19 protein-coding genes are annotated in these 19229 nt (G+C 48.1%); 7 read left to right on the top strand and 12 right to left on the bottom strand.

Annotation, left to right across the window (positions count from 1 at the left end):
* Positions 1-3 precede the first annotated feature (3 nt).
* The 7 genes from ABIN91_RS04065 to ABIN91_RS04035 all read left to right on the top strand — a co-directional run bounded on the left by ABIN91_RS04065 (position 4) and on the right by ABIN91_RS04035 (position 5932).
* Positions 4-195 carry a hypothetical protein gene (locus ABIN91_RS04065; protein WP_348048725.1) on the top strand — a complete coding sequence of 64 codons (192 nt, stop codon included), beginning with the start codon at positions 4-6 and terminating at the stop codon, positions 193-195.
* Entirely contained in the window at positions 192-1112 is a 921-nt protein-coding gene (locus ABIN91_RS04060; RefSeq protein WP_348048723.1) for a cbb3-type cytochrome c oxidase N-terminal domain-containing protein, read from the top strand. Before ABIN91_RS04065 ends, ABIN91_RS04060 begins: the two co-directional genes overlap by 4 nt.
* Positions 1113-1139: 27 nt before the next feature.
* On the top strand, positions 1140-2519 hold the full coding sequence (gene ccoG / locus ABIN91_RS04055) for a cytochrome c oxidase accessory protein CcoG (protein WP_348048776.1): 1380 nt from the start codon (positions 1140-1142) through the stop codon (positions 2517-2519).
* 4 nt (positions 2520-2523) lie between these two features.
* Positions 2524-2943: a FixH family protein gene (locus tag ABIN91_RS04050; RefSeq protein ID WP_348048721.1), complete on the top strand. Its 420-nt coding sequence runs from the start codon at positions 2524-2526 to the stop codon at positions 2941-2943.
* Positions 2940-3629: a sulfite exporter TauE/SafE family protein gene (locus tag ABIN91_RS04045; protein WP_348048719.1), complete on the top strand. Its 690-nt coding sequence runs from the start codon at positions 2940-2942 to the stop codon at positions 3627-3629. Before ABIN91_RS04050 ends, ABIN91_RS04045 begins: the two co-directional genes overlap by 4 nt.
* A gap of 96 nt (positions 3630-3725) precedes the next feature.
* On the top strand, positions 3726-4079 hold the full coding sequence (locus ABIN91_RS04040; protein WP_348048717.1) for a hypothetical protein: 354 nt from the start codon (positions 3726-3728) through the stop codon (positions 4077-4079).
* Positions 4022-5932, top strand: a complete 1911-nt coding sequence (locus ABIN91_RS04035; protein WP_348048715.1) for a hypothetical protein — start codon at positions 4022-4024, stop codon at positions 5930-5932. Before ABIN91_RS04040 ends, ABIN91_RS04035 begins: the two co-directional genes overlap by 58 nt.
* A 289-nt stretch (positions 5933-6221) precedes the next feature.
* Here the strand turns inward: ABIN91_RS04035 and hemN are convergent, their stop codons facing one another.
* The 12 genes from hemN to pta form a co-directional block, all read right to left on the bottom strand.
* Entirely contained in the window at positions 6222-7607 is a 1386-nt protein-coding gene (gene hemN, locus ABIN91_RS04030; protein ID WP_348048713.1) for an oxygen-independent coproporphyrinogen III oxidase, read from the bottom strand.
* Positions 7604-8632 (bottom strand): 2-hydroxyacid dehydrogenase, encoded by a 1029-nt coding sequence (locus ABIN91_RS04025; protein ID WP_348048711.1) that lies wholly within the window; start codon positions 8630-8632, stop codon positions 7604-7606. The genes hemN and ABIN91_RS04025 overlap by 4 nt, the downstream gene beginning before the upstream one ends.
* Positions 8633-8714: 82 nt before the next feature.
* Positions 8715-9767, bottom strand: a complete 1053-nt coding sequence (locus ABIN91_RS04020) for a response regulator (RefSeq protein ID WP_348048709.1) — start codon at positions 9765-9767, stop codon at positions 8715-8717.
* Positions 9764-10951: a PAS domain-containing sensor histidine kinase gene (locus ABIN91_RS04015; RefSeq protein ID WP_348048707.1), complete on the bottom strand. Its 1188-nt coding sequence runs from the start codon at positions 10949-10951 to the stop codon at positions 9764-9766. The genes ABIN91_RS04020 and ABIN91_RS04015 overlap by 4 nt, the downstream gene beginning before the upstream one ends.
* A 162-nt stretch (positions 10952-11113) precedes the next feature.
* Complete coding sequence (locus ABIN91_RS04010) at positions 11114-12496, bottom strand: hypothetical protein (RefSeq protein WP_348048705.1); 1383 nt, start codon at positions 12494-12496, stop codon at positions 11114-11116.
* Positions 12497-12502: 6 nt separating this feature from the next.
* Positions 12503-13147 (bottom strand): YceI family protein, encoded by a 645-nt coding sequence (locus ABIN91_RS04005; protein WP_348048703.1) that lies wholly within the window; start codon positions 13145-13147, stop codon positions 12503-12505.
* Between the two features lie 269 nt (positions 13148-13416).
* Complete coding sequence (locus ABIN91_RS04000) at positions 13417-13824, bottom strand: hypothetical protein (RefSeq protein ID WP_348048701.1); 408 nt, start codon at positions 13822-13824, stop codon at positions 13417-13419.
* A gap of 2 nt (positions 13825-13826) precedes the next feature.
* Positions 13827-14246, bottom strand: coding sequence for a hypothetical protein (locus ABIN91_RS03995; RefSeq protein WP_348048699.1), 420 nt, complete (start codon positions 14244-14246; stop codon positions 13827-13829).
* A gap of 14 nt (positions 14247-14260) precedes the next feature.
* The gene (locus tag ABIN91_RS03990) at positions 14261-14851 is read right to left on the bottom strand and encodes a YceI family protein (RefSeq protein WP_348048697.1); all 591 of its coding nucleotides are present in this window, start codon (positions 14849-14851) and stop codon (positions 14261-14263) included.
* Between the two features lie 41 nt (positions 14852-14892).
* A complete protein-coding gene (locus tag ABIN91_RS03985; protein WP_348048695.1) occupies positions 14893-15816 on the bottom strand; it encodes a universal stress protein in 924 nt (307 codons plus the stop codon).
* Between the two features lie 48 nt (positions 15817-15864).
* Positions 15865-17112 (bottom strand): acetate kinase, encoded by a 1248-nt coding sequence (locus ABIN91_RS03980; RefSeq protein WP_348048693.1) that lies wholly within the window; start codon positions 17110-17112, stop codon positions 15865-15867.
* A complete protein-coding gene (pta, locus tag ABIN91_RS03975; RefSeq protein ID WP_348048691.1) occupies positions 17109-19226 on the bottom strand; it encodes a phosphate acetyltransferase in 2118 nt (705 codons plus the stop codon). Before pta ends, ABIN91_RS03980 begins: the two co-directional genes overlap by 4 nt.
* Positions 19227-19229 lie beyond the last annotated feature (3 nt).

Genomic DNA, 19229 nt, shown 5'->3' with positions numbered 1-19229 from the left:
ACCATGTTCAGACAGTTCACAGAACACATTTCGGAGAACCAGGGATACCTGCTTTTCTCATTAGGCATTTTCCTCGTATTCTTTATCGTTGTGACGATAATGCTCATCCGGTTAAAAAAAACGCACATCGAATACATGAGTGATATGCCCCTGAACGATACCATTAGCGAACCTGACCAAATCGAACAACCATGAACCGTTTACGCTACATATTGATACCGTTGCTGTTTGCACAGCCGGTATTCGCAGATGATGACAGCGCCCTGCCGGAGCTGACCACCAGCCAGATCATGAACTTTGTAGGCTACGGCGCTATCGTAGTGACGCTACTTGTCTTTATCGCCGCTTTACTTGTGATCGTCAGGGCGATCAAAGCAATGACCAAGGTGATGATCGGTTCCGAGGCTTACGAAAAGATCCTGGCCGACGAGGCCGCGGCTAAGGTAAAGCCTAAGAAACCCAAGGTCAACCATCTCGAAAAACTGCTTTCCCTGAAACCGCTTTCCGAAGAGCATACCCTGATCATCGCGCACGACTATGACGGTATACAGGAACTCGATAACCCTACACCGCGTTGGTTCATGGTGCTATTTTATGGAACCATCGCTTTCGGTGTAGCTTACCTGCTGATTTATCATGTTTTTGGTATCGGGCAATTACAATACGATGAATACAAGACCGAGATGGCCGTCGCCGCTAAAGACCGGGCTACTTACCTTTCGAAATCGGCCAACCTTGTCGATGAGAACACGGTAAAACTAACGAAAGACCCTACCGTGATCACTGCAGGTGAAGCCGTGTTCAAATCCACCTGCGTGGCCTGCCACGGAGACCATGCCGAAGGTAAGGTTGGCCCAAACCTGACCGATGATTTCTGGCTGCATGGCAACAAGGTGAGTGATCTGTTCAAGACGATCAAATACGGGGTACCAAGCAAAGGGATGCCGACCTGGGAAAAGCAACTGACACCGAAACAGATATCTGACGTTGCCAACTTTGTCAAATCGATACATGGTACAAACCCTGCAAATCCAAAAGAACCGCAAGGAACAAAAGAAACTGATAAAGATATTGCTGTCGGTTTAAAAACCGCGATGCTTAAAAAGAAATAGATATAAACTGTTGATAGAGTGAACGCGATGCTTGTAGATGATAAGACAGAACAGCCTAATACCGAAGATGGTGGCCGGAAATGGATGTACCCCGACATTCGTAAAGGCAAATACTACCATTATCGTACCTGGTTAAGTTACGCCTATCTTATCTTGTTTTTTGCCGGTCCGTTTTTACGGATCGGCGGGCATCCGTTTTTGTTACTTAATATATTAGAACGCCGGTTTGTAATATTAGGTCAGGTTTTTTGGCCGCAGGATTTCTTTTTATTCGTGCTGGCCATGCTCGCCGGTATCGTCTGTATCGTATTGTTCACGATCGCCTTCGGCAGGTTGTTCTGCGGATGGATATGCCCGCAAACCATATTTATGGAAATGGTTTTCCGCAAGATCGAGATCTGGATAGAGGGCGACCATAGGAAACGTAAAAAACTGGACGACGGCCCCTGGACCCGGGAGAAAATATGGAAGAAGACCGCCAAACACGTTTTGTTTATCCTGCTGTCTTTTCTAATAGCCAATACCTTCCTGGCCTATATCATCGGAAGCCATGAACTGATCGCCATCATGGAAGAGCCGGTCAGCCAGCATTGGGGAGGCTTTGCGAGCATCTGGATATTTACCGCTACCTTTTACCTGGTGTACAGCCAGGTGCGCGAACTTGTTTGCACGGTGATCTGTCCTTATGGCAGATTGCAGGGCGTTTTTACGGATAAACATACTTTAGGTATCACTTATGACTATGAGCGGGGAGAACCCCGTGGAAAATTATCGCGAAAAACACAAAATCCGTTGGGTGATTGTGTGGATTGCGGCTTGTGTGTCGATGTCTGCCCGACCGGGATCGATATCCGTAACGGCAGCCAGATGGAATGTATCAACTGTACCGCCTGTATCGATGCCTGTGATTTCGTGATGACCAAGATTCACAAACCGACCAACCTGATCGGTTTCTTTTCGGAGGATATGATCAAAGAAAAGCGGAGACAGGTGCTGACACCCAGGATGTACGGATACGCTGGTATCATCGTCGTTTTGCTGGGCGTACTGACTTACTTTGTTTTTCAACGGGGAGATGTCGATGTCTCCATTATGCGATCCGCAGGAATGCTTTACCAGGAAAGAAAAGGCGGTTATGTCAGTAATATTTACAATGCTGATCTTATCAACAAGACAGATCAGTTACAGGATATCCGGCTGCTCTCTGATGACCCGGCCGTCAAGATCGAATATATACAGAAGCTCGGCGTCCTGGGGAAAGAAAGTTCAGCGAAGGCCGTATTCTTTGTCCTCATACCAGCGGTGAATATCCATGCCGCAAAGACAGAGATCCGGATCAGGGTGATGCGGAAAAACCAGGTGTTGAACACCATTAAAACAACATTTATCGGACCAATTAACGATTAAAATTATGGACTGGGGAAAAAGAATAGTTATTTTATTAGTTGCGTTTACAATCTTTATAGGCGCCATGAGTGTGGTGATGTTCAGGCAACCGGACGAAGCCGACCCTCATTATTATGAAAAGGGCCTGGCGTTTGACAGAGATTATAACCGGGAGAAACAGGTACTTATTGATCATGCCCGGCCTGAGATCAGGTTGGATCACCGGGATCTGAATATTCATTTTACCGCGCCGGTCACCGGTCAACTATACCTGTCGCGACCGGCTGATGGAACCATGGATCAAAACTTCACGCTGACTGCCGACGTTGACAACAATGCCTTGATACGCCTGGGCAACCTAAAAAAAGGTCGCTGGGAGATGGTATTAAACTGGGAAAGCTATGGTAAAAAATACCTGTTTACGCAAAAGATCGACCTGCCGTGAGCAATAACGAGATCGCCTTTTTTGTCGGTCTGTTCGGCAGCGTGCATTGCATCGGTATGTGCGGCCCGCTCGCTTTCGCCATACCGGTGACAAGCGCGGGTTTTTGGCTGTTGGTCTGGGATAAGCTGGTCTATAATTTAGGGCGGGTCGTCAGTTACTCCCTGCTTGGCTTAGTAACCGGCCTGCTCGGCCGCCAGTTCTGGTTGTTCGGTCTACAGCAATACATCAGTATCTTCAGTGGCATACTGATCATTTTGGCTGCGCTGGCCAGGCTGGTCCGGTATCCGCTGACCCGTGGCCGGATGATGAGCGTCCTGCTTTCTCCTTTCAACAAGCTTATCAGCTACGCCTTAAAAAACAAAGCGGGACATTTCATTATCGGTATATTGAACGGCTTTTTACCCTGTGGTTTCGTATATCTCGCATTGCTCGGGTCGGTAAACACTGGTACGCTATCCGGAGGGGTCCAATACATGTTTTATTTCGGTATCGGTACGATCCCGCTCATGCTCGCGGCTACCATCGGCGCCGGTTCATTGAACTTAAAGGTAAGAAAACGCCTGAACGCCATCGTGCCTTATTTCATGCTCTTGTTGGGTATTTGGTTCATCCTGCGTGGATTATCCCTTGACATACCTTATCTAAGCCCGCAGGCTCAGGTTGGCGGAGTAAACGTTTGTCACTAATGTTGAAATGTGCGTAAGGTCACCTTTTGAACTGACGGGCGTCACGTGACCGTAGCGATGCCAGACGGATATTTGTACTCATAAATACGAACCATCATGTCAACATTGAGTACAGCAGCGCCTATGAATTGGGCGGAAAACAAAAAAATATCCAACAAAAAACTAACGGGCATTTGGGAAAGATATACCAGTTTCGCTGACACCCAGGCGGCTAACCGCACCTTATGGTTCTTTGTCAGCCTGATGATTCACGGTGTCTTATTTTTACCGATACCCGCGGTACTAATGTATTATTACGATGCGCCGATCGCTGTCCTGGTGGTCACCATGGTGTGCTTTTTTACCAATTTCATTGCAGGAATGGGTGGTGCTGGAATACGCACGATCATCCTTTGCTTTGTTGCGAGCATTTTCCTAAACATGGCTATGATCGTAGCTATGTTTTTTTAATACCATACAAACCTTTCAAAAAGCGGTCGCCAGCCGCTTTTTTTACCCTAACATTTACAAAAAGTTCTATGATACATAGTTTCCACATTCCCGTTTTAGGTTTAGCTTACTCCATCGACACCCCGCTAAAGGTGGCGCGATATGGCATCTCGTCGGTTGTATCCATCGTTGATGATGAGCTGACAGAACGGATGCGTAAATTTCATTGCGATGAGAACGGCATCGCCTACACGCCGATCTTAAAGCAGGACCCGGATAGCCGGGCGAGACGCATCACGGCCTACCTCGATCTTTTAAACGAACTGGTCAATGAACAATTCGCTGCATTGCAACACATGCCCTTTGAAGAAGAGAATGACATTTGCCGCTATTTTGACCTGCTGCCGGAACGCTCCTTGTTAAAGCAGGGTTATGAGCTGATGATGGAATACCCGGAGAATAAGCAGATATTCCAGACCGTGCTTCGCGAGCAAATGCGTTGCGGAGCGATCGATGTCAATATCATGGCCAAAGTCGATAAAATGAATTACGCAGTGAATGGCGACTATGCCGGGGATGAAAATACCGACGCGCTTTCCGCGCTCCGGGGTTTTGCAGAAAGTAAGCTGCGGTCATCGGTCGTCTTATCGGCAGGGATGAACCCACGTTTGTACGGTTACCTGGAAACCTTTCCTGATTTCTTTCCCGATGAAAAAGGAGAGCTTAAAAAGAGGATCATCCTAAAGGTTAGCGACTTTAGATCTGCTATTATTCAAGCCAAGTTCCTGGCCAAAAAAGGTTTGTGGGTTTCTGAGTTCAGGATCGAATCCGGGCTGAACTGCGGTGGTCATGCTTTCGCTACCGATGGCCTGCTGCTGGGCCCGATATTGGAAGAATTCAAATTAAAGAAACAGGACATGGTAGCGGAGCTTTACACAATGTACAGCCAGGCGATCGATAATAAAGGCCTTAAGATCAGTGTTGCCCCTTTACAGCGGATCAGTGTGCAGGGTGGTATCGGTACCGCCGATGAAAATGTGTTCTTGCTGGAGCACTATCATTTGAACGGTACTGGTTGGGGCAGCACCTTCTTATTGGTGCCGGAAGCGACCAATGTTGACGAACAAACCCTCCAAAACCTGGTCGGTGCCAGCCCGGATGATTATTATATCAGCTCTTCCTCGCCGCTCGGTATCCTATTTAATAATTTCAGAAAAAGTTCCGGAGAACAACAGCGCCTGGAACGGATCGCTAAAGGAAGACCGGGCAGCCCGTGTGTCAAAAAGTACCTTTCCACCAATACGGAATTTACCGAATTGCCGATCTGCACCGCGTCACGTGAATTTCAGCATTTAAAGATCAGGCAATTACAGGAGTACCTCTTACCTGCTGAAGAATTTAAAGAACGTTACGATGATATCGTCGAGAAAGTTTGTTTGTGCGAGGGGCTTTGTGCTTCCGCCTATATCAAGAACGATATGATCAGGCCCCGTGAAAGCAAGGCCGTTACCATTTGCCCAGGGCCTAACCTGGCTTACTTTTCCCGTATCTATACCCTTGACGAAATGGTCAAACATATTTACGGCCAGCTGAACCTGCTGGCAGATGTCGCTCGTCCCAATATTTTTATCAACGAGCTTAATTTGTATATCGACTACCTGAAGAAAGACATCAGCGTATACATGAAAAACCTCAATGAGAAGAAAGCTAAGTACCTGATGAAATTTAAAGATCAGCTTCAGCTTGGCATCGATTATTACAAGCAGCTGATCCCGCAGATCAGTAACCAAACCCAGGCCTATCTTGATCAGATGATACTGGATCTGGCGCTGTCGGAGCAGGAACTGTCGTCCATTCAAATAGAAATGCACTAAACGACCCCAAGATGCTCCGTCATACCGGGCAAAAACGCACTTACGTCCATAATATCAAATTAACCGCGCTGCTTTCACTGACCGCCGGGTCGGTGAAAGCAGCCGGCTATTTGTCTTTCTTTTATCTTTACCACGAACGTGACCGGGCACGTGGCCCTTTTTTGCGGAGAAACCTGCGACTGGTGATACCGATGCCGCCTGGATAACAGGCATCTGGATGTTGATGTTCCTTTTAGGCTCTTTCACCTGCGGGATGATCATCCGGTTCTACCGCAAGGTAAAACAAAGGTTACCCGGTCATGCTAAATAGCTGGGTCGATGGTTTGTCCGCCCAAAGGCGGGCATCAAGCGCCATGCAGATATTCCGCAGAAAACGCTTCCCGGTCGGTGTCACTTTTAAGTTATAGGAACTGAGCTCGACCAGACCATCATCGGCGAGGGTCTGCATCCTTTCCAAACCATCCATAAGCGCCTGGCTTTGCCCGGTATGAATGTTCCAGGAAGTCTTGCCCTTACACATGATGTTGAGGATATGCGGCCGGATGGTCAGATCCTCAGCACTTAAGATGTGCCCTTTTACAACGGGCAGTTTATGGTTATTGACCAGTTTTAGGTATTCTTCAACATTTTTTACATTTTGGACGAACGCGTACCAACTATCACTGATGGAAGATACGCCGATACCCACCATTAGTTGGGTGTATTGGTGGGTGTAGCCCATAAAATTGCGGTGCAGATGGCCAGCCTGCTCTGCCAGGAATAAGCTGTCCTGAGGCAAAGCGAAATGATCCATTCCTATCTCCCGGTAACCGAGATCTGTGAACAGGTCCCGTCCCAGTTCATAAAGTTTCCGCTTTTCGTAAGGGTCAGGCAGGTCCTTTTCGGTAAAGCTTCGCTGGCCTGGTTTGATCCAGGGTACATGCGCATAGCTGTAAAAGGCGATCCGATCAGGCATCAGGTCACTCATCAGCCTCACCGTGTTTTTTAAACCTGCCAGTGTTTGCCTCGGAAGGCCATAGATCAGGTCAAAGTTGACCGAGGTATAACCGATCAGCCTCGCCTGGTGGGTCACATTTCTGACCTGTTCAAAACTTTGTATCCGGTTGATGATGAACTGGACAACCGGGTCAAAGTCCTGGATCCCCAAACTCAGGCGGCGGAAACCGAGGTCAAATAAAGTTTGCAGGTGTTCGGTCGTGGTATTGCCCGGATGGGCCTCAAAACTGAATTCGGCCTCGGGATGCAATTGAACCGTCTTTAAAATGCCGTTGATCAACTGCTGCAAATGCTCCGGGCTAAAAAAGGTAGGGGTACCACCGCCAAGATGGATCTCTTTGATGAGCGGCATTTTACCAAAAACTTCGAGGTACATGTCCCATTCCTTTAATAAACCTTTGATATAGGGCTCTTCCACCTTGTGATTCTTAGTGATGCGGGTATTGCATCCGCAATAGGTACACAGGCTTTCGCAAAAAGGCAGGTGGATATACAGGCTGATGCCGTCACGTTCATTAGATTCGTTGAACGAGTTGTTAACGGAAGCTTTCCATTGGTCGACGCCGAAAGGCTCCTTATCCCAATAGGGCACGGTCGGGTAGCTGGTGTATCGTGGGGCCGCTACATTATATTTTTGTACCAGTTCATCCGGCAGCGGAATTATCGTGTTCCTGCTCATAACCGTCCGCTTTTTGCGATAGACTTTTCATCGCATTTTTGATCACAGATGCAGGCGTTACCCACGCATTTTTGCTGTTGCCACTGGTCCAGGTTTTTGATGGTCTGGTCAGCAATCAGTTGTAAACTTTCCCTGGTCAGGAAGGCCTGATGAGGTGTGACCATGACATTTGGATAAGACAGGAGCTCCTGCAGCAGTGGATCTTTGGTACGATCGTTCCCATGATCGGCGAATAACAGTTCCTTTTCGTATTCGTAGGTATCGATGCCCAGATAGGCGATCTTACCACTTTTTACGCCCTGTAAAACATCGATGGTATCGATCAGGGCACCTCTTGCCGTATTGAGTAACATGACCCCGGTCTTCATCCGGTCGATGATCTTACTATTGATCACGTGGCCGTTCCGGGGCGATGTTGATGTATGAATGGATATGATATCGGATCTGGATAAAAGATCCTGTAAACTGACAGGCGTGATGTTGCGGAGCAGTGCTGGCATCTCATCGTCATAGCCAACGATAATACATCCCAACCCATGGAACAGCCTGGCAGTCGCCAAACCGGTATCGCCGAGCCCGATGATGCCGACGGTTTTTCCCCCGAGGTCGAAACCGACCAGTTCGTCCAATGTAAAATCGAAATGGTGAATTTGCTCTTCCGCTTTGGTGAGATGCCTGCTGAGCGATAGTGCAAGCGCCACCGTATACTCGGCGACGGATTCGGGCGCATGGTCAGGTACATTGGCCAATCTGATACCGCGTAACGCGGCCGCTTTTTTATCAATGTGACCGGTACCTGCACAACGTGTAGCGATATATTTTATACCGAGGCCGGCAAGCCGGTCGATGATCGGGGCTGATACGTCATCATTAGCGAAGACGATCACGGCGTCCTTTCCCTCAGCATAAGCAGCGGTCTCGGCCGTGAGGGGATTTGATATCAGCGTGATATCGTGTTTTTTTTGGTTCGCCTTCGCCAAAAATTCCTTTTCGAAGGGTTTGATATTGTACGCTACAACTTTCATCTGTCAGGGTATTTATCTTGCAAATTTACCCCCTGAGCAAATATTACCCCATGATTCCGGTCAGCGAAAAAGATGATCCTTGTCAGTTTTTCATTCTGGCCAGCTTGTTCAGGTCCATGATATGGATCGAGGACCCTTTCTTCTCGATCAGGCCTTCATCCTTAAAATCGGTCAGCGTGCGGCTAACCGTTTCCGTTGCCATGCCTGCCATGGTGGCAAGTTCCTCACGTGATATTTTGAACTGGAGGTCCTCCCCGGATTGCTTATTCAGCCGGATGATCACCTGCGCCAGGCGTTTGCGTACAGAATTGTACGCGAGCTCGATCAGCTGTTCTTCCTTTTCCCGGATGTTATTGGACAATATCTTCAGGAATTGGCGGCCAATGTCTGGGTAGCGGTCCAGTAAGGACAATACCATTTCCCGCGGCAGCATACAAATGGCCGTATCTTCGGTGGCCTCAGCTGTTTCATTGAAGGTATCATTGAGCAGTACCGCATTCATGCCGATATATTCGTCGGCTTTAAAAAGGCCGGTCATCAACTCTCTTCCGTCCTCCGCGATCTTGATGGTCTTCACACTGCCTTCCAATATCAGGTAGATTCCCTGAGGGGTATCGCCTTCGTAATATAACACCTGTTTCTTCTTGACCTGCCTGATCTTTCGCCCGGCTATCATCGATCTTAGTTCCGCACCGCCACTGCGCGCGCCTGTTGCCAAAGTCTCCAGGTTTTGAAGCGATCTACTGAAATAAGCCTTTTGCTTTTCATTTTTGTTCAACCGGCTTTCTATAGCGTTTAACAGCTCAATATCATCAAAGGGTTTGGTCAGGTAGTCATCGGCGCCCATTTCCATCCCTTTCCTGAAATCAAGACGTTCCGCTTTGGCGGTCAGAAAGATAAAAGGGATCGTCGATGTTTCAGGGTTCTTGCTCAATAAAAACAACACGCCATAGCCATCCAGTTCCGGCATCATGATATCGCATAGGATGATGTCCGGCCTGTGTTGGAGGGCCAGGTCCACCCCGATCTTTCCGTTACTGGCTTCCTGTACCTGGTAACCTGCCAGTTGCAGAATCTCCGCCGTACTTTCCCTGATGTCGTTGTTGTCCTCGATGATTAATACGCTTTTACTCATGGCCTTGAAAATGTTAATGTAAATGATGTACCGTGATCGACATTGCTTTCGAATGCGACCGCGCCGTTCATTAAGTCTACATAGCGGGATACGATATTGAGTCCTAACCCTGTCCCCGGAATATTGCCGGTATTATGGGCCCGGAAGAATGGTTCAAACAGATGTTTCTGATCACTGTCCGGTATCCCGATCCCATTATCTTTGATCACCACGGTCAATGTTTTACCGGTAATCTCCGTGTTAAATTCGATAAACGTGTTTTCGCCGGAGTATTTGATCGCGTTAGCAACCAGGTTGATGATGCAGTTCTTCAACAGGCTTTGGTCGATCCTGAACAGACTCGCTGTTCCGGTATGCTGGTAGATGATGCTTTGGTTTTGTTTGGCCACCAGCTGCATTTCCTCAGTGATTTCTTCGGCGAACTTTACGATATCGAACTCAGTTACCAAAGCTTCCGTTTTGCCCGCTTCCAATCTTTCGAGCGATAGAAAATCATTCAATATACCCGTTAAATTGCTGACAGACATTTTGATCTTGGCAATATGTTTGGTGATATTTGGGTTACTAAACTCCTGAGCATATTTTTCTATTAGTACCGACGATAGCTGAATGGAACTAAGAGGTGTCCGGAATTCATGGGAGGCCATGGAAACGAAGCGGCTTTTTAACTGGCCAAGCTCCTTTTCCTTTTCCAGCGAAAGACTGACCTCTTCCTTGGCCATTAACAAAGCTTGTACCGATCGCTTCAGGGAGATGGTTCGCTGCTCCACCAATTCTTCGAGGTGGGAAGCATATTCTTTTAACCTTGTTTCGGCTTCTTTTTCCCTGCTGATGTCATGGATAAAGCCGGTATATATCTTTCGTCCAGAGTATTGCACCTCACTTACCCCTAAGCGGAAAGGAAATATCGTACCATCTTTTCGCAGCCCGGTAACCTCGCGTCCTATACCGATAATATGAGGCTCTCCCGTACGTTGATACCTGTGAAGGTAGGCGTCATGGAGGTTCCGGTCTGGCGGGGGCATCAATACCGAAATATTTTTCCCGATGATATCTTCGGGAACGCATTGAAATAAATTACAGGCCGCGGGGTTGATCGATTCGACGATCCCCCGGTCACTGATCGTAATGATACCGTCGATTGCGTTTTCAATGATGGCTTTGAGTAAGGCGGCGTTCTCCATGTTTGATCTATGTGATATTGCTCACAAATATCAATAATAACTGATAGGTTATGAAATGATAACAAACATGTGAAAAAGTGATGAATCTCACTTTTTGAAGATCAACCCAAAAAAGACCCGCAGGGTGGCGGGTCTTCAAATTAGGAAAAATGAATATTTTAATTAAAAACTGATGGCTGCCTGAACCATAAATCCTTTGAATTCGCCGCCGTTCAGGATATTGGTCGCTGCGTAATTCTTATACTGCTGGTCAACATACTCTGCTTTTAAGGAGATATTTTTGGTCATGAACCAGCCTGCTGAACCTACTGAACGGTTCACGGTCACATCATCCGGGTTACCAACGATAGTAGCGCTAACGGTATTGTAACGATAGGCTACCCAGAAATTCTCCTTTTGAGCCGGAAATCTGTACACCACATCGGCGGCATACTGTTTAGCAGAACGGTTGCTGGTCTCATTAATGGTTCTGCCTTTGGCAGTTTCTATCGTACCAAAAAATTCCAGCCCTTTGTATTTCACGAACAGGTTGGCCATGTAAGAATGATCCTCTTCGCTGAAGCCCGGGTTGAACCTTCCTGAAAACGCATTATAATCAATAGCCTGGGTTAGCGCGGTACCTGCAGCGGTGGTTGGGTTTGACATAACATTATAGTAATTTGAACCGGAACGGTCACCACCATATAAAGTACTGCTGTTTGCGCTATTCACAGTATAAAACGACCCGGTTAATCTTAACCTCAGGTCAGCGTTCAGTTGTTTGTCAAAACCTAACTTACCCAGGTATGCAGGTGGATATTTATTGGTATTGCCAGTCGCCGCGTCTATTTTGGTCGGTTCGATCGTAGTTGGGTTCAACTCACCATTAGTAATACCTGCCATAGCAAAAAGTCCGGTTTTTTGACATTTGTAATAAACCTGCATACCCATTTCAGTAGCGAAGGCATCCATCACGTAGTTCTCTACAAACGGATTGTAAATGGTATTACCGGCGTCGGACCTTCTGTAATGCTGGTCACCGTAATCAATGTCGTTCTGACCGATGATAAAGGTGACGTTTTTCATGACCTTATCGATCAGGTCACTGTGCAGGAAGGGCATTTTGTCGATCTGTAAATAACCGCCTTTTACCCAGGTCTCTTCGTGGTGTCTTGAGGCCAGGTATAGCGTCAGGTTAAGGCGCACACCGTCAGCCAGCGGTACATCGAAGCCAAGATTGGCCATCGGCAGGTTAAAGCCGTCGATCAGCGGTGTCAGGCTGTTGACATTCCCGGTCGCGGTACCTACGGTCTTGATCAGCGGCGTAGCCGTGTTCGAAGCTCTCAATGATTGAAAGTTGATCGTAAAGCCACCGTTTACCTTAACTTTTAATCCGGTAAATGGGATCGTATCAACTTTACTTGTTTCAAAGGTATTGATACCTAATTTATTGTTCGGGCGATAGAACTGTAGCTGCTGTTCCTGTGCGCTGGTAAATAGTGGTGCCATGGCAAAGGCGGTCAATGTCAGCCCTGTTATGGTTCTTATTAGTCTGTTAGTTTTCATAGTTGTTTAATTTATTTGTGAAACGATCTTGTTGCTGTTTTTAAAGTTCAGGGTGTATTGTATGGTCAGGTCATCTTTGACCTTCATGGCACCAAGCATAAAGGAGGGCGGAGTGATCTTGAAGTCGGTCAGTTTGATCTTCTCTTCGCCGGTACAAAGGATCGATTGATCAGCTTTGGTATCGCCGTTGACCTGCAAAGTGACCACCTTGCTTACCCCTGCGATGGTTAGCGTACCAGTTGCTTTGATGGTGAACCTGCTCTTTTCGCCCTGGCTGATGGTGGCCGATGAAAGTTTGAAACTGATCTGTGGGAAGTCGTTCGCTTTGATCGTCTTATAAGTTCGGTCATCCATTGACGAGTGCTCGCTTTTAAGGGTTTTGGCGTTCACCGTAAAACTTAAGGTTTTCAGTGACCTTACCTCGCCGCCGGCAGTTACGAAATCCGCTTCACACACCAGTGTCGATGATTTCATTTCCCAATCGTGTACATTGGACGATCCCAGTACCTTGATCACGTTTTCGGGTGAGGCCGAGAGCTTGTATGCGGTTTGCGCCTTTGCGGTGTAAAAGCAAACTGCGGCTAACACTGAAGCGATAATTAGCGATCTGATCATTCGGTATCCATCTCGCTGTGTTCTTTGATCTTTCATTTTTATGTGGGTTGATTTTTGTTTGATCGACCATTTGATCGACACCCAAAAGTACCGGGTCCATGGTCCCTGGGGAATGATGGTGAACAGGGATTTAAGTGACAGGGATCACCCATTTTACTGACAGGAAACACTTAATTAAAATGCCGGGGTAGGGGAACCGATAACGCGCAGCCGGGGGGCGCTCCATGTTAACAGATGAAAGGTAAAGGGTTTAGCACGGCTACCGGTCGGCCCCCGCGCAGGAGTGTCAATTTAAAAAGTGCCGGTCAAGGGTTTATCCTGGCGAAAGCGATACCGGCGATGATCGCCTGTAAAAGGCCATAGATGAACCAACTGGCTACTGTTGTCACAGAAATATCCAGCGAACTGAAGGTGATCCACATCACGGGAAGCAGGGCTACCAGGGCGTAAACCAATCCGAACTCAATCCCCCGCAGTAAAAAAGGGCCGTGAAATAGGGACTTGAACCGTTCCCAGAACCAGGATAAAGATAAGCTGATCACAAACGCATGGAGATAGAAAAGGATGTCACGGCTGCCATCTGACTTGAACAGCGGATTATTGTACTGAACAAATAGTTGCGGGAAGAACCTGACTGTGATATATAATCCGCCATAACTGACGATGAACAGGATCAGGCCGACCAATATTCCGTTGATAATTATTTTTTTCATGATCAGCATTGATTTTTATGGACAGGCTGTATGGCGAACGATCTTTTCAGCGTCAGCAGTTGTTTTTTTAATCTTTTGAAACTTTTGTCGAGATCGATCAGCTCCTTGTTGATCCTTTCATTCTCGTGCATTAAAAAATCATCACTTTTCACATGGGAACCATCTATTGTAGCGTTCAGGCTATCATGATAGTGCATCACATCCCTTGTGATATTCAGTTTCAGCATCGCCAGCTGCGATAGTTGTCCGCACATGAATTGAAATTTATACATATCGGGACCATCCCTAAACCATTGGCAATGGTTCTCCACCAGGCTTTTGATGATGCCGGTTTCTACATCCAAAAAGGTCAGGTTCGACCTTTGTTCTTTGGCTACCTGGTGAAGCACCTGTAACACCTGCGTTGTTTCCTGTATCATCATCGTTCCTGAAAAGGTTAATCGATCGTTTTAATATTCAGGCTGAACGCTACGTTCAGCAACTGGTTCGTTTTGATCATCCCACCCAGGCGGCTGGGCGGAATGATATTGAAATCAGAAAAATTGACGTCCTGTGTGCCAACCAATGTAAAGGCACCGGCATTCTGAAAGGTGGCTTTATAATTGACCTCGATCCGTTTGACCACCCCGGCCAGTTCGATGTCCACGAACCCTCTGATCGCTTTTGACGGATCGCTGAAGTGCGGGTACCTGCTGAGGCCGATAAAGGACACCTTCAGTTGCGGGAAATCCTTTTGTTTGAGTGTTTTGCGCAGGTCGCCGGTCATCATCCTGTTGTGACAGTCAAAATCGAGGATGTCCAGAATAAGTGCGCCTTTCAGGCTTACCGCATCATTGCCGCCCCCTTTACCGATGCTGATGGTGTCGGCCTTGTTGTAATGGGCGATCACACAGCTAAAGTGATTGATATTGGTACTGCCGTTCACGGTGAGCGAACACTCTTTGTTCAATACCCATTTTACCGTACCCGGGCGTTTCTGCTCCGCGACGGTTCCGGCAGTGATGACGAACCCGAGTACTAACAACATGAACAGCCCTCTCATAAACGATCTTCAGTTCCAAAGTATGGTTAGCGGTTCCCGGTCTCAAAGCAGAAGCTTTCCAGTTGTGCCTCGGACAGATCTGCCACATCCTGGCTAAAGTAATGTGGAAGGATCAGTATCGGCACGGGTGCGATATCCACCATTTTTTTACTTAGGCTTGTATGAAATAAGCCTTCAAAAAATCCGTAACGTTTATGGACAAGGGCCAGGATGTCAGCCTGAATATAATTGACCATTTCCAGCAGGCCGTTCTTAACGCTGTTTCTTTTGATGTTGCGGAATCTGATGTTCCGATTCGGATAAAGCGCACGTTCTGTACGAAAAGTGCGTTCCGCGATCTCAAACTGCGCGGAACCGTCGGCAGATGTAGTGATATGATCGACGGATAGCAGCGCATCGAACTTTACTGCGATATCAGCAAGATAGCTGATCACTTTAGCGTTGCCGAAAGTAAGATCAGTGGCATAGGCGATGGAGCCGATCCCTTTAAAGCTATAGGATTCTGGCAATATTAAGACCGGGCAGTTCAACTGATCGATGATCGTATGGGCGTGATTTTCTGTCAATACTTTGCCTAAAAGACTTGTGCGGTGTGAACCCATCACTACCAGACTGACCTTTTTTTCCAAAACGATCTTAGCGGCAATTTCCGCCAGTGAACCGATCACCGATCTGCAATGGACTTTTGGTTTAAAGGTACCGGCGTCATTCTTGATCAGTTTTTCCAGTTTTTGGACAATTTCAGCGAGGTCGTGGTCACATTCTTTGGTCAATACCGTATGTGTAGGCACAGGCCAATCCAGGCCGTTACCATCAGTCACGGCGGCCGTGCCCTCGATGGCATGGCATAATAAAACATTCGCTTCGGCCTTAATGGCCATGTGGGTGGCAAATTTGGCCGCATATCCGGCCCTGATGCTAAAGTCGGTCAGTACAAGGATCGTTTTCATGTTTTTGTCAATTGGTTTAGGATAAAGGTCGCGCAATACATCGGGGAGCTATATGACCGCCGTCATCTGTAAAAGTGATGCTTCTCCCTTATTTTCGGCTGCGGTCAGCAGTTCCATACATTGCGTGGCAATCTCCAGTTCTTCATTGGTCGGTATGACCAGGATCCGGGTCTTCGACCTTTCGAGGCCAATATCCCTGATCCCGTCGGTTCTCAGGCCGTTTTTTTCCGGATCAAGCCTAATACCGAAATATTCCATACCGGTGCAGACCAGGTCGCGTGTACGCGTATCATTCTCGCCCACACCTGCGGTGAACACGATTGCATCCAGCCCGTTCAACGCGGCCGCATAGGAGCCGATGAATTTCTGGATGCGATAGGCGTACATATCATAGGCCAAAACAGCGTTCTCATCGCCGTCGTCCACTAACCTCCCGATATCCCGCATGTCGCTGCAACCGGTCAGGCCCAGCATCCCGCTTTGTTTGTTCAGCAGGGTGTCTATCTGCGCGGTCGTGTAGCCGAGGTGTGAAGAAAGATAGGTCACCACCGAGGCATCGATGGATCCGCAGCGCGTCCCCATGATCAGTCCGTCTAAAGGTGTAAGGCCCATACTGGTGTCGATACACTTCCCGCCTTTTACAGCGGCCATGCTGCAACCATTGCCCAGGTGTATGGTGATCATTTTCGCATCAGGATTGCCAAGATGCTTCAGGGCCTGTTCAGCCACATACTTGTGACTGGTGCCGTGGAAGCCATAGACCCGCAGGCCGTGCTCGGTATATAAAGCGTTGGGGATAGCATACCTGAAAGCTTTTTGAGGCATGGTTTGATGAAATGCCGTGTCGAAAACCGCGATCTGAACGGCATCGGAGAATATCTTTTCGGACACCTCGATACCTTGGTAATGGCCGGGATTGTGCAGCGGGGCCAGAGGGAACAGGCGTTTGATCTCAGCCTTGACGAATTCTGTGATGACGGTGGTAGCAGATAGGTTTCTCCCGCCCTGCACGACACGGTGCCCGACCACTTCGATCTCGTCAATATTTTTGATGACGCCGGTAAACCGGTCGGTCAGCAGGGCAACTATTTTCAATAACCCGGCTTCGTGGTCCTTCACCGGGAGGTCCTCTGTCCCCGTATACACCAGGTTATCCTGAAGCACCTTGTGAATGACCCTGGCATCCGGGGAGCCGATCCTTTCGATCAACCCGCTGCAAACAGGACTGATGGCAGGCATTTTAAACAGCTGATATTTGATGGAACTGCTCCCGAAGTTGATGATCAATATATTCATTGGTTTACGGTTTGTGGTTCGTGGATATCCTGTGCCTGGATGGCGGTGATCACGACTGTGTTAAAGATATCGTCCACGGTACAGCCGCGGCTTAGGTCATTGACCGGTTTATTTAAGCCCTGTAACATGGGGCCGATCGCCAGCGCGCCGGTCTCCCGCTGCACCGCTTTATAAGTATTATTCCCCGTATTCAGGTCGGGGAAGATGAGCACATTGGCCTTTCCGGCTACCGGGGATCCCGGCATTTTCTGTTTGGCTACGGATGGATCTACCGCCGCATCGTATTGGATCGGACCTTCGATCAAAAGATCGGGACGGGTCTCTTTAACGATCTTCGTAGCCATCCGGACCTTGTCCACATCCTCACCGATACCGGAATTTCCGGACGAGTAAGACAACATGGCTATCCGTGGTTCGATACCAAAACGCTCGGCTGTCCGCGCGGATGAGATGGCGATCTCCGCCAGCTGCTGCGCGGTTGGGTCCGGGTTAACGGCGCAATCGCCGAATACGCATACCCTATCGGCCAGGCACATAAAGAATACCGAGGATACCGTAGAAACGCCCGGCTGTGTCTTGATGAACTGTAAAGCTGGTTTAATGGTGTGCTGTGTAGTATGTTCAGCACCCGATACCATGCCATCGGCATCACCTTTGTAAACCATCATAGTGCCGTAGTATGAAATATCACGGATCAGCTCCCTTGCCTCTGGTAAGGACAAGCCTTTACTTTTACGAAGATCAAAGAGGGTTTGGGCGTAATCTTCCGAATTTCCCGCATGGTTAGGATCGATCACGGTGACCCCATTCATGTCCAGATCGAGGCCCAGACGTTTGACCGACGCGCTTATAACTAAAGGATCGCCCAATAAGGTCAGGGTCACGATGTTTTGCCTGATCAGTTGCGCAGCGGCCTTCAATATCCTGTCGTCGTTACCTTCAGGTAAAACGATATGTTTTTGATGTTGTGCGGCCCAACGCCCGATCTGGTATTGGAACATCGGCGGCGTGATCCTGTTGGAGTGGTAAGCCTGAAGCCGCTCTTCGAGTTCACTGACCGGCACATGTTCTTCGAACAGTTGGATAGCATAAGCGATCTTTTGTTTATTGTCCGGTTTGATCCTTGTTTTGATGTTGCCGATGGCGTTGATGGTCTCAAAGGTTCCCGTAGTCACGGCGATAATGGGCACAACATGATGAGAGCCTTCGATGAGGCGGATGACCTGGTCGTCCGGCTGGATACCCGCGGTCAGCACGATCCCGGCGATACTCGGATAACTGTCCGACACATTCGCCTGCAACGCGCCGAGAATGATATCGCCCCGGTCGCCCGGGGTTACGATCAGGACGTTCTCTTTCAGGTAACCCAGGAAGCTGGGTAGCTGCATGGCCCCGGTCACGTAATTATCCACCCTGTTCTTTAACTGGCCGGCGCCAAATAGGATCTGCCCTTTTAGGGTATCGTTGATATCTTCGATGGTGGGATTTTTTAAAAGCGCGGAATACGGGATCACGACCAATAAAACATCGGCATCTAATACCGTTTTAATGGTTTTTTCAAGGATGGTCTGCATTTTAGGATCGACCTTATTGATCACGATAGCAAGAACATCTACGCCATGATCTTTAAAGCCGCGCAAAAAGCTAAGCGCCTCATGCACGATCTGATCGGCGGTCTTACTTTCACCAGAAACGACCAGCACGGCAGGGCAGGATAGGTTTTTCGCGATCAGCAGATTCATCTCAAACTCAAATGCCGTACCTTCGCCTGTGAAATCACTACCTTCGATGACAAGCGTATCGTGCCGCTCTTCCAGCATTCTGTATTTCGCGACCAATAGCTTGATCATGTCACCGTCCATCCCTTTTTCATGGTATTCCATCGCCTGCTGACGGGTGAAAATATAAGAATCTTGGTAGGTAGCGGCCAACGCGAATTGGCTTAACACCGTTTGAATGTGTACATCCTGGCTTTCGTTCAGCCCGGTCGTGATGATCGGTTTAAAATAACCGACTTTATGGCCATTAACTATCAGGGCATTGATCAGTCCGAGTGTGACCACGGATCTGCCGCTATACGGTTCAGACGAGGCGACGAAGATACTTTTTGCCATGGC

The sequence above is a fragment of the Mucilaginibacter sp. genome, assembly GCF_039921305.1.
Lineage (GTDB): Bacteria > Bacteroidota > Bacteroidia > Sphingobacteriales > Sphingobacteriaceae > Mucilaginibacter.
Note: the sequence above shows the minus strand (reverse complement) of the source record. Positions and strands in the feature narration are given on the sequence as shown.

Excerpts from the sequence above, each read along its gene's own strand:
- ABIN91_RS04065 (WP_348048725.1), top strand. The coding sequence starts at position 4 with ATGTTCAGACAGTTCACAGAACACATTTCGGAGAACCAGGGATACCTG.
- ABIN91_RS04060 (WP_348048723.1), top strand. The coding sequence starts at position 192 with ATGAACCGTTTACGCTACATATTGATACCGTTGCTGTTTGCACAGCCG.
- ccoG (WP_348048776.1), top strand. The coding sequence starts at position 1,140 with ATGCTTGTAGATGATAAGACAGAACAGCCTAATACCGAAGATGGTGGC.
- ABIN91_RS04050 (WP_348048721.1), top strand. The coding sequence starts at position 2,524 with ATGGACTGGGGAAAAAGAATAGTTATTTTATTAGTTGCGTTTACAATC.
- ABIN91_RS04040 (WP_348048717.1), top strand. The coding sequence starts at position 3,726 with ATGTCAACATTGAGTACAGCAGCGCCTATGAATTGGGCGGAAAACAAA.
- hemN (WP_348048713.1), bottom strand. The coding sequence starts at position 7,607 with ATGAGCAGGAACACGATAATTCCGCTGCCGGATGAACTGGTACAAAAA.
- ABIN91_RS04025 (WP_348048711.1), bottom strand. The coding sequence starts at position 8,632 with ATGAAAGTTGTAGCGTACAATATCAAACCCTTCGAAAAGGAATTTTTG.
- ABIN91_RS04020 (WP_348048709.1), bottom strand. The coding sequence starts at position 9,767 with ATGAGTAAAAGCGTATTAATCATCGAGGACAACAACGACATCAGGGAA.
- ABIN91_RS04015 (WP_348048707.1), bottom strand. The coding sequence starts at position 10,951 with ATGGAGAACGCCGCCTTACTCAAAGCCATCATTGAAAACGCAATCGAC.
- ABIN91_RS04010 (WP_348048705.1), bottom strand. The coding sequence starts at position 12,496 with ATGAAAACTAACAGACTAATAAGAACCATAACAGGGCTGACATTGACC.
- ABIN91_RS04005 (WP_348048703.1), bottom strand. The coding sequence starts at position 13,147 with ATGAAAGATCAAAGAACACAGCGAGATGGATACCGAATGATCAGATCG.
- ABIN91_RS04000 (WP_348048701.1), bottom strand. The coding sequence starts at position 13,824 with ATGAAAAAAATAATTATCAACGGAATATTGGTCGGCCTGATCCTGTTC.
- ABIN91_RS03995 (WP_348048699.1), bottom strand. The coding sequence starts at position 14,246 with ATGATGATACAGGAAACAACGCAGGTGTTACAGGTGCTTCACCAGGTA.
- ABIN91_RS03990 (WP_348048697.1), bottom strand. The coding sequence starts at position 14,851 with ATGTTGTTAGTACTCGGGTTCGTCATCACTGCCGGAACCGTCGCGGAG.
- ABIN91_RS03985 (WP_348048695.1), bottom strand. The coding sequence starts at position 15,816 with ATGAAAACGATCCTTGTACTGACCGACTTTAGCATCAGGGCCGGATAT.
- ABIN91_RS03980 (WP_348048693.1), bottom strand. The coding sequence starts at position 17,112 with ATGAATATATTGATCATCAACTTCGGGAGCAGTTCCATCAAATATCAG.
- pta (WP_348048691.1), bottom strand. The coding sequence starts at position 19,226 with ATGGCAAAAAGTATCTTCGTCGCCTCGTCTGAACCGTATAGCGGCAGA.